Genomic DNA, 9,572 nt, shown 5'->3' on the forward strand with positions numbered 1-9,572 from the left:
GACCGGCTTGACCAGGGCGTTGCAAATCAGGCCCAGGAACAGCAGGCCGGCCATGATGTAGAGCGTGCGGTCGTAGACCAGGCTGGGTTCGACGCCGGCGTCGAGCTGGGCCTGGCGCAGGGCGGCGATGATCAGCGGGCCGACCAGGCCGGCAGCGGTCCAGGCGGTGAGCAGGCGGCCGTGGATGGCGCCGACCATCTGGGTGCCGAAGATATCGGCGAGATAGGCGGGCACCGTGGCGAAGCCGCCGCCGTACATGCTGAGGATGACGCAGATCGAGATCACGAACAGCCCGGCCATGCCCAGGTGGCCCCACATCGGCAGCAGGCAGTACATCACGATGCCGATGGCGAAGAAGCAGTAGTAGGTGTTCTTGCGGCCGATCTTGTCCGACAGCGAGGCCCAGAACAGGCGTCCGACGCTGTTGAACAGGCTGATCAGGCCGACCAGGCCGGCAGCCGCGGCGACTACCGCCGCCTGCTGTGCCTCGCTCAGCGCGGCGGAGCGGTCGGCGAGACCGACCAGGGCGCCGCCGAAGACGTCCTGCAGCATGGGGCTGGCCATGGAGATCACCGCAATGCCGGCGGTCACGTTGAGGAACAGCACGCCCCAGATCAGCCAGAACTGTCGGGTCTTCCACGCCGTGTTCAGGTGCACGTGGCCCTGGGTGATCATGGTGTTGGCCTTGGCATTCTTCGGCGCCGTCCAGCCTGCCGGCTTCCAGCCGTTGGGCGGTACGCGGAAGCCGATGGCACCGCAGGCCATGACGATGGCATAGATGACGCCCATGGTGATCAGCGTCATGGCGACACCGGTGCCGCCGCCGGTGGAGTAGTGGTTCATCAGCAGAACCGCCAGCGGCGCGCCGACCATGGCGCCGCCGCCGTAGCCCATGATGGCAAAGCCGGTGGCCATGCCACGGCGGTCCGGGAACCACTTGATCAGGGTCGATACCGGAGTGATGTAGCCCAGACCCTGGCCGATACCGCCCAGCACGCCGCAGCCGAGATAGACCAGCCACAGTTGATGCTGCATGACCCCGATGCCGCCGACGATCAGGCCGCCACCCCAGCAAGCCGCGGCGATGCAGCCGGCCTTTCTCGGTCCGGCATGCTCGAGCCAGGCACCCCAGATGGCTGCCGAGACACCGAGCATCGCGATGAAGATGCCGAAGACGTAGGTGACCTGGGGAACGCTCCAGTTGCAGCTCGTCGTGGTCAGCGCCTGGAACAGCCCGATATTCGCGCAGCTTGCCGGCGCGTCGACGATCTCCTGGCTCATGGGAAGCCAGAACACGGAAAAGCCGTAGGCCATGCCGATACAGAGATGGATCGCCAGCGCTGCCGTGGGCACCAGCCAGCGATTGAAGTTGGGTCCCGCTACCGTTCTCTCGCGGGAGAAGAATCCCGCCGAGGTGTTGCCGCCGGTATCCAGCACGGCCTGATTGATCCCACTCATCCTGAACCCTCTTCTTGATTATCGTGTCGATGGCGCTGCCGGCACTACCGGGAAGACACCGCGTGCTCTACATCGGCAGAAGCGCCCTTGGGCTTGAGCGAAGAATGTATGAACATTTCTTCTTATTGTTGCCATGTCCACCAGCAAGAGACGGCAGGATCGAATCCGTGAACGGAAATGGCAACTAGCGGAAATCATTATGCTTGGTCGTGCATAGGTGAAGGCCGAGGGAACGAAGGAGGGGGGGGGCGGCGGCGGGAGACGGCACCCGCCGGGGAACGACCGTGTGCGTCGGCTCTACGGCGTCGCCGTGCCGCTTTCGGTAACCGCAAAACAGGTCAGCAGGGTGCGCTGCATCAGGCTGAAGTTGTCGTCGCTCACCATCAGGTAGCGCTGGCCGCCGAGGCGGGTCAGGCCTTCGAAGTTGTCCAGCGACCAGCCATCGCCGTTGGATAGCCGGGCCAGTTCGGTGACCGTGACGCTGCCGTCGTCGGCGAGATGCGCCCGCCTCAGCCGAATCACCAGCGAGGCTGGCGGCGTGTAGGCGCGCTCCAGCGCCAGCAGGTCGTCATCCAGCGTTTCGAGGGCGGTCAGCGCACTGTTGGCGTTGGCCGCCAGCGGATAACGCCACTCCCGGGAGCCGTCCAGGGTGAACAGCCGTGTCATCTTCTCCGGCCAGCCATCTGGCGGGTTCTCGACACCCCCGATCAGACCGTGATCGGGGGTATCGGTCAGCGCCTCCAGGCCGCCGTTGGGCCTGATGTCCGAGAGGCCGGCCGGACGCTGTGCCGGCCCGCTGGCAATGCCCGACGGCAGAAAGCGCTGCCAGCGGGCGTCGCTCCCCGCCGTTCCTTCGAAGCCGATCACCAGTTGGGTATTGCCGCGCACGCCGTCGTCCGCGTTCTCCAGCGCCAGCGCCTCGGCATCGCTGCTGGCACTCGCCAGGATAGCGCCGTCCTCGCCGCGCAACGGATAGGTATCCAGCGGTTCGTAGCCGCGCAACTCGCCGCTGCCGCTGAACGCCAGCCGCGCCCGGTGCAGCCAGCCGCGATCCGAGATCAGGAACAGCAGCGATTCGTCCTTGTCCCAGCCGAGGTCGGAAAGCCCGCCCACCGGGGTGCCGTCCTGCCACTCCGACGGCAGCGCCAGGGTGCCGCACCATTCGATATTCGGTGTGCTCGCGAGCAGCGCGTCGGGGGCCAGGGCGGTGCGGTGCGGGGTGGCGCTGCAGCCGGCCAGCCCCAGCGCGGCGAGTGCCAGCAGGGCGGCGGAGGCGAGAGAATAGGGTGTAGAGCGGGAACGCGCGGGCATGACGGCTCCGGTGGCGGCGATGGCTTCGTCTCTGCTTAGCGTATGGCAATACGGACCGTTGTCCATCCCGGGCGAGCCGAGGTACGCCCGGGTATAATGGCGCCCGCTCGCTGAAGCCGAATCATCCCGCCCTCGAGGAGACGCCTTTCCATGCATGACACCCCGGACCGGCCGCTGGCCGGCATTCTGCTGCGGCTGCTATCGGGGCTGCTGTTCGCCGGCATGCTGGTCTGCGTCAAGGCGGTCAGCGACGAGGTGCCGCTGGGGCAGACCGTATTCTTTCGCTCAGCCTTCGCGCTGCTGCCGATCGTCGTCTTCATGCTGTGGCGGCGCGAATTCCCGCGCGCCCTGGCCACCCGACGGCCGCTCGGTCATCTGCTGCGCTCGGGCCTGGGGGCGGCGGCGATGTTCGCCTCCTTCGCGGCGGTGGCGCGGCTGCCTGTGGCGGAGGCGACCCTGCTGGCCCAGCTGGCGCCGGTGGCCCTGGCGCTGGGCGGGATCCTGCTGCTGGGCGAGCGCCTCACCCGGCATCGCCTGGCGGCGCTGACGCTGGTACTCGTCGGGGTGGGCGTACTGATTCTGCCCGAGCTGCGCGGCGGCCCGACGGCCGCGCGGCTCACCGGTTACGCCCTGGGCATCGCCGCTGCCTTGCTCACGGCCGGGGCGCTGCTCACGGTGCGGCGCATCTCGCGCACCGAGACGCCTGCCTCGATCGCGTTCTACTTCGTGCTGGTGACCACGCTGGCGGGGCTGGCGACCGCCGCCCTGGGCTGGGTCACGGTGGCGTGGCCGACGTTGTTGCTGCTGGTGCTGGCGGGGCTGTTCGGCGGCGCGGCGCATATCTGCATGACGCTGGCGCTGCGCATGGCCGAGGTCTCCCGGCTGGCGCCGTTCGAGTACGTGGCGCTGATCTGGCCGGTGCTGGCGGATTTGTGGCTGTTCGGGCAGCCGCTCTCCAGCGGCTTCGTGCTGGCCCTGCCGCTGGTACTGGGAGGCGCCATGCTGGCGGCGCTGGAGGGGCGGCGGCTGAGGTGGGCGCGGCGGCGGCTCGGCACCAGTGACTAGGGCGCGAGTGACCAGGTTCTGTACGAAAAGTCGCCGAGTATAGGCAGTTTTCGTACAAAACCTAGATGGCGGCTTCGACGATCAACTGCGGTCTTCCCTGGGAGCAGGGCTCGATGCGCGCCTCGACCTGGAAGGTGCGGCGCAGCATCTGCGGTGTCACCACCTGTTCGCAGGGGCCGCAGTCGACCAGCCGCCCGCTCTCGATCACCAGCGCCTGGTCGGCGAAGCGCAGGGCGTGGCCGAGATCGTGGAGCGCGGCGATGATCAGCATGTTCCGCTCCTGCGCCAGCCGGCGCAGGATGCCGAGCAGGCTGATCTGGCGGTGGAGATCGAGCGCCGAGGTGGGCTCGTCCAGCAGCAGGATGTCGGGGGACTGCACCAGCGCCTGGGCCGCGCCCACCAGCTGCCGCTGGCCGCCGCTCAGATTGCCGATGTCGCGCCCGGCCAGGGTATCGATGCCGAGCGCCGCCAGCGCCTTGTCGACCTCGTCGAGGTCGGCATCCGCCACCTTGAGACGGCGCCCCTGCATGCGCGCCAGCAGCACTGCCTCGTAGACCGTCAGCACCGCGGTGGCGCCGTTGTCCTGGGGCATGTAGGCGATCGGGCGCTCGCTGCTGGTGCCGGTGATGCGCACCTCGCCATCCCCCTCGAGCAGCCCCAGAATGCGCCGGAACAGGGTCGACTTGCCCGCCGCGTTGGGGCCGAGCAGCGCCACCACCTGGCCGCCGTGCAGCGGCGGCGTGGAGATATCGGCGAGGATCTGGCGGCGGCCGTAGCGCGCCGAGAGACGGTCGAGCGTCAGCGTTACCATGCGTTCTTCTTGTGGTTGAGGATCAAGAACAGGAAAAACGGAATCCCCACCAGCGAGGTGATGATGCCGATCGGAATGATGGTGCCGGGGATGATCACCTTCGACAGCACCGAGCCCACCGAGAGCATCAGTGCCCCGCACAGCGCCGAACCGGGCAGGAAGAAGCGCTGATCCTCGCCCAGCAGCAGGCGCGCGATGTGCGGCCCGACCAGTCCGACGAAGCCGATGGTGCCGACGAAGGAGACGGCGATTGCCGCCAGCAGCGAGACCATGATCAGCACCTCCAGGCGCAGCGCCCGCGGCTTGACGCCCAGGCTCTCGGCCTTGGCGTCGCCCAGGCGCATGGCGGTCAGTGCCCAGCCGTGGCGGGCCAGCAGCGGTACCACCACCGCGAGTACGGCGAAGGCGATGCCGAGCTTGGGCCAGGTCGCCTTGGTCAGGCTGCCCATGGTCCAGAACACCACCGCGGAGACCGCCTGCTGGCTGGCGAAGAACTGGATCAGCGCCATCAGCGAGTTGAAGATGAACACCATGGCGATGCCCAGCAGCACGATGGTCTCGATCGTCACCCCGCGGCGCATGCTCAGGAAGTGGATCGCCAGCGCGGTCAGCATCGCCATGATGAAGGCGTTGAGCGGAATCGCGTAGTCGACCAGCGCCGGCACCAGGGTCACCCCGAAGGCCAGCGCCAGCGCGGCGCCGAAGCTGGCGCCGGCGGAGATACCGAGGGTGAAGGGGCTGGCCAGCGGATTGCTGAGGATGGTCTGCATCTGGGCCCCGGCGATCGACAGGCTGGCGCCCACCACCAGCGCCATCAGCGCCACCGGCATGCGGATCTGCCACAGGATCACCCGCAGCGAATCCTCGACCGAGCCCGGAGTGAACAGCGCCGCGATCACCTGGTCCAGGCCGAAACGCGCCGGCCCCAGGGCAAGGTCGACGCACAGGCTGGCGAACAGCGCCAGGGCCAGCGCGGCCAGGATCAGCTGGCGCCGCAGCACCAGCCGGCGATAGAGATTGGCATCATCGGCCGCGGCCGGGGTGAAGGCGGCCGGGCGCGGCGGCGCGGCGGCCACGCGGGAACTCTCAGTCGTCATGCAGGGATACCCAGTAGCCGGGGGCGTAGTCCACCGGCAGGAAGCGCTGATGCAGCTCGCGCAGGGTGGCCTCGGGGTCGAGATCGGCGAACAGCTCCGGGTGGAACCACTTGGCCAGCTGCTGCACCGCCACGAAGTAGTAGGGGCTGTTGTAGAACTGGTGCCAGATGGCGTGGACCTGACCGCTCTTCACCGCCTCGATGCCGGTCATGGCGGTGCGGTGGGTCAGTTGCTCGAGCTTGGCCCGGGCCTTCTGCATGTCCGCCCCCGGCCCCACGCCGACCCAGTTGCCGCCGGGAACGTAGGCGCCCCAGTTGCCGCCGGTGACCACCACCTGATCGGGGTTGGCGGCGATGATCTGCTCCGGGTTGAGGGTGCCGAAGGTGGCGGGGATGATGCCGTCGGCGATGTTGTGTCCGCCGGCGAGCTCGACGTACTCGCCGAAGTTGCCGGGGCCGAAGCTCATGCAGCAGTCGTCCGAGTAGCCACCGGCGCGATCGATGAACACCTTGGGCTGCGCCGGGTCGGCGGCGGCGATCTTGTCGGTGACCCGGGCCAGCTGCGCCTCGGCGAAGTCGATGAAGGCATCGGCGCGCTGGGTGTCGCCGAGCAGGCGCCCCATCAGGCGCATCGAGGGGATGGTGTGCTCGAGCGGCTTCTCGCGGAAATCGACGTAGACGATCGGGATGCCCAGCGCGGCCAGCTTGGTGTCGTAGCCGGCGTCCTCGGTGGCGGCCTTGGCCTCGAGGTTCATCAGCACCACGTCGGGGTGCAGGCTGGCGGCCTGCTCGACGTCGAAGGTGCCATCCTTGAAGCCGCCGAAGGTGGGGATCTGCTTCATCTCGGGAAACTTGGCGGCGTAGGCGGCGTAGTTGTCCGGGTCGGCCTCGGCGAGGTCGTGGCGCCAGCCCACCACGTGGGCGAACGGGTTGTCGGGCTCGAGCGCGGCGAGCAGATAGATCTGACGCCCCTCACCGAGGATGACGCGCTGCACTGGCGCCTCGACGCTCACCTGACGGCCGGCGATATCGGTCACCGTGATCGGGTCGGCCCAGGCGCTGGTGGCGCTGCCGAGGGCTAAGGTGATGACGGCGAGACGGACGAGCCTCGCGGCGTATCCGGCGAAGAGTGGACGTGGCTGAGTCACGGTGAGATCCGGCAGAGGGTCGAATGGATTAGTTACGCATGATTCTTATTTGCGATGGGGCGCTAGTATGTAGCAGGGGTGGCGGGGCGTCCAGAGCCGTGCTTAGGCTTGCGGGGGCTACCGACAGGCGTGGCGCGGGCCCCGGCGGCAGTTGTTATACTGCCGCGACGCTTACCTATCGCTGGAGACCGCATGCCTTCTCACGCCCCCCGTATCGCCATTGTCGGCGCCGCCGGCCGCATGGGCCGCACCCTGATCAGTGCCGTGCAGCAGGATGACGGGGCCAGCCTGGCCGGCGGCAGCGTTTCCGCCGGCAGCTCGCTGGTCGGCGCCGACCTGGGCGAACTCGCCGGCATCGGGCGCTTGGGCGTGGCCGCCACTGACGACCTGGCCGCCATCGCCGACGACTTCGATGTATTGATCGATTTCACCAGCCCCGCCACCACTCTGGCCAATCTCGCCTTCTGTGCCGACCACGGCAAGGCGATCGTGATCGGCACCACCGGCCTCGACGAGGCCCAGTTGGCCGAACTCGACGGTTATCGCGAGCGTGTGGCGATGGTCTTCGCGCCCAACATGAGCGTCGGCGTCAACCTGACCCTCAATCTGCTCGCCACCGCCGCCCGCGCGCTGGGCGACGAGGGCTACGACATCGAGGTGATCGAGGCGCACCACCGCCACAAGGTCGATGCGCCCTCGGGCACCGCGCTGAAGATGGGCGAGGTGATGGCCGATGCCCTGGCGCGTCCGCTCAAGGAGTACGGCGTGTTCGAGAGGGTCGGCCAGTGCGGGCCACGCAGCGACAAGGAGATCGGCTTCGCCACCGTACGGGCGGGCGATATCGTCGGCGAGCACACGGTACTGTTTGCCACCGAGGGTGAGCGCATCGAGATCACCCACAAGGCCTCCAGCCGCATGACCTTCGCCAAGGGCGCGGTGCGTGCGGCGCGCTGGCTCGCCGCGCGGGATGCCGGGCGCTACGACATGCAGGACGTGCTGGGATTGAAAGACTAGCGCCAGGCGAGCTGCCCGAGTCGGTATGGCCCCGGTCGGCGTGATCCGGTGACAGATGACGCCGATCGGGTCGAATCGCGATCGGCACTGGAGCCGATCGTCGGTTTCCGGTATCATTTCGCCAATTTGGCCGGGCCAGTGCCGCAGGCAGTAGAGATTCGCCGCAGATGATGCAGCAACAGGACAATAAGCGGGATGAAACCGGTTTTCCGGATTTCGTCCCGCTTTTTTACGACCTTGCGGCGGCTCCGGTCAGTGCACGAAGGGGCGTGATGCTACACCTCGACGCAATTTGTTGATGACCAGTTAAGGAGGATGTTGCCTTGAACAGACCCGCGATACTGGCTCTCGAAGACGGCAGTGTATTTCACGGCGTCGCGATCGGAGCCGATGGGCAGACCAGCGGGGAGGTGGTCTTCAATACCGCCATGACCGGTTATCAGGAAATTCTCACCGACCCCTCCTATACCCGCCAGATCGTGATCCTGACCTACCCCCACGTCGGCAATACCGGCATCAACTCCGAAGACGTCGAATCGCACCACATCCGCGCCGCGGGTCTGGTGATTCGCGACCTGCCGCTGATCGCCAGCAACTTTCGCAGCACGGCGTCGCTCTCCGAGTATCTGGCATCGCAGAACGTCATCGGCATCGCCGACATCGACACGCGTCGCTTGACGCGCATCCTGCGCAGCAAGGGATCGCTGAACGGCGCCATTCTGGCCGGCACCGAAGCCGAGGGTGACGATGCGGTCGCGCGGGCGCTGGCGGAAGCCCAGGCCTTTCCTGGCCTCAAGGGAATGGACCTGGCCAGGGAAGTCTCCTGTGAATCCATCTACGAGTGGACCGAGGGCGAGTGGACGCTGGGCCAGGGCTATGCCGACACGACCCAGGGCGAGCGGGCATATCATGTGGTGGCCTACGACTACGGGATCAAGCACAACATCCTGCGCATGCTCGCGTCCCGCGGCTGCCGCCTGACCGTGGTGCCGGCGCAGACGCCGGCCAGCGAAGTGCTGGCGATGAACCCGGACGGTGTGTTCCTGGCCAACGGGCCGGGTGACCCCGAGCCCTGCGACTACGCCATCAGCGCGATCCGGGAGGTGCTCGAGACGGATATCCCGGTCTTCGGTATCTGCCTGGGACACCAGTTGCTGGCACTGGCCGCCGGTGCCAGGACGGTGAAGATGAACCATGGCCACCACGGCGCCAACCATCCGGTCCAGGATCTCGACAGCGGTCATGTCATGATCACCAGCCAGAACCACGGCTTCGCGGTGGACGAGTCGAGCCTGCCCGGCAACGTGCGCGCGATTCATCGTTCGCTGTTCGACGGCACCCTGCAGGGCATCGAGCTGACCGATCGCCCGGCGTTCAGTTTCCAGGGTCATCCCGAGGCGAGCCCCGGGCCGCAGGACGTCTCGCCGCTGTTCGATCGCTTCGTGACGATGATGCAGGCCCGTCAGCGAGACGCGGTGTAGGCCGTCAGCAAAACGCAGCACGGCCTCGGCCGTTTGGAATTCAGTCTTCCTGGGTCGGCGCCAGCCGCCGACACCACCATTTTCGACGAGTGTTAGCGCATGCCAAAACGTACGGATCTCGACAGCATTCTGATCATCGGCGCCGGCCCCATCGTCATCGGGCAGGCGTGCGAATTCGACTACTCCGG

Annotated in this window: 8 protein-coding genes; 3 read left to right on the forward strand and 5 right to left on the reverse strand. The window is 67.4% G+C overall.

Features of this window, described 5'->3' with window-relative positions:
- Together Q0602_RS02560 and Q0602_RS02565 are read right to left on the reverse strand one after the other, a co-directional pair.
- A partial coding sequence (locus tag Q0602_RS02560) for an OFA family MFS transporter (RefSeq protein WP_298838476.1) occupies nt 1–1,458 on the reverse strand: 1,458 nt, incomplete at its 3' end.
- A gap of 297 nt (nt 1,459–1,755) precedes the next feature.
- Nucleotides 1,756–2,769, reverse strand: a complete 1,014-nt coding sequence (locus Q0602_RS02565) for an esterase-like activity of phytase family protein (protein WP_298838479.1) — start codon at nt 2,767–2,769, stop codon at nt 1,756–1,758.
- A 150-nt stretch (nt 2,770–2,919) separates the two neighbouring features.
- On the opposite strand from Q0602_RS02565, the gene Q0602_RS02570 reads away from it, so the two are divergent.
- Nucleotides 2,920–3,834 carry a DMT family transporter gene (locus Q0602_RS02570; RefSeq protein ID WP_298838482.1) on the forward strand — a complete coding sequence of 305 codons (915 nt, stop codon included), beginning with the start codon at nt 2,920–2,922 and terminating at the stop codon, nt 3,832–3,834.
- A gap of 61 nt (nt 3,835–3,895) precedes the next feature.
- Here Q0602_RS02570 and Q0602_RS02575 read toward each other — a convergent pair whose 3' ends face one another.
- From Q0602_RS02575 to Q0602_RS02585, 3 genes are read right to left on the reverse strand one after another with little or no spacing between them, the layout of a single operon-like run.
- Nucleotides 3,896–4,645: an ABC transporter ATP-binding protein gene (locus Q0602_RS02575; protein WP_295035942.1), complete on the reverse strand. Its 750-nt coding sequence runs from the start codon at nt 4,643–4,645 to the stop codon at nt 3,896–3,898.
- Nucleotides 4,639–5,742 (reverse strand): iron ABC transporter permease, encoded by a 1,104-nt coding sequence (locus Q0602_RS02580; protein WP_298838486.1) that lies wholly within the window; start codon nt 5,740–5,742, stop codon nt 4,639–4,641. Before Q0602_RS02580 ends, Q0602_RS02575 begins: the two co-directional genes overlap by 7 nt.
- The gene (locus Q0602_RS02585; RefSeq protein WP_298838488.1) at nt 5,732–6,889 is read right to left on the reverse strand and encodes an ABC transporter substrate-binding protein; all 1,158 of its coding nucleotides are present in this window, start codon (nt 6,887–6,889) and stop codon (nt 5,732–5,734) included. Before Q0602_RS02585 ends, Q0602_RS02580 begins: the two co-directional genes overlap by 11 nt.
- A 192-nt stretch (nt 6,890–7,081) precedes the next feature.
- On the opposite strand from Q0602_RS02585, the gene dapB reads away from it, so the two are divergent.
- Both dapB and carA read left to right on the forward strand, forming a co-directional pair.
- Nucleotides 7,082–7,903 carry a 4-hydroxy-tetrahydrodipicolinate reductase gene (gene dapB / locus Q0602_RS02590; protein WP_298838494.1) on the forward strand — a complete coding sequence of 274 codons (822 nt, stop codon included), beginning with the start codon at nt 7,082–7,084 and terminating at the stop codon, nt 7,901–7,903.
- Between the two features lie 323 nt (nt 7,904–8,226).
- Nucleotides 8,227–9,384: a glutamine-hydrolyzing carbamoyl-phosphate synthase small subunit gene (gene carA / locus Q0602_RS02595; RefSeq protein WP_298838497.1), complete on the forward strand. Its 1,158-nt coding sequence runs from the start codon at nt 8,227–8,229 to the stop codon at nt 9,382–9,384.
- Nucleotides 9,385–9,572: the final 188 nt, after the last annotated feature.

This window comes from uncultured Salinicola sp. (assembly GCF_937921195.1).
GTDB lineage: Bacteria > Pseudomonadota > Gammaproteobacteria > Pseudomonadales > Halomonadaceae > Salinicola.

Excerpts from the sequence above, each read along its gene's own strand:
- Q0602_RS02565 (WP_298838479.1), bottom strand. The coding sequence starts at position 2,769 with ATGCCCGCGCGTTCCCGCTCTACACCCTATTCTCTCGCCTCCGCCGCC.
- Q0602_RS02570 (WP_298838482.1), top strand. The coding sequence starts at position 2,920 with ATGCATGACACCCCGGACCGGCCGCTGGCCGGCATTCTGCTGCGGCTG.
- Q0602_RS02575 (WP_295035942.1), bottom strand. The coding sequence starts at position 4,645 with ATGGTAACGCTGACGCTCGACCGTCTCTCGGCGCGCTACGGCCGCCGC.
- Q0602_RS02580 (WP_298838486.1), bottom strand. The coding sequence starts at position 5,742 with ATGACGACTGAGAGTTCCCGCGTGGCCGCCGCGCCGCCGCGCCCGGCC.
- dapB (WP_298838494.1), top strand. The coding sequence starts at position 7,082 with ATGCCTTCTCACGCCCCCCGTATCGCCATTGTCGGCGCCGCCGGCCGC.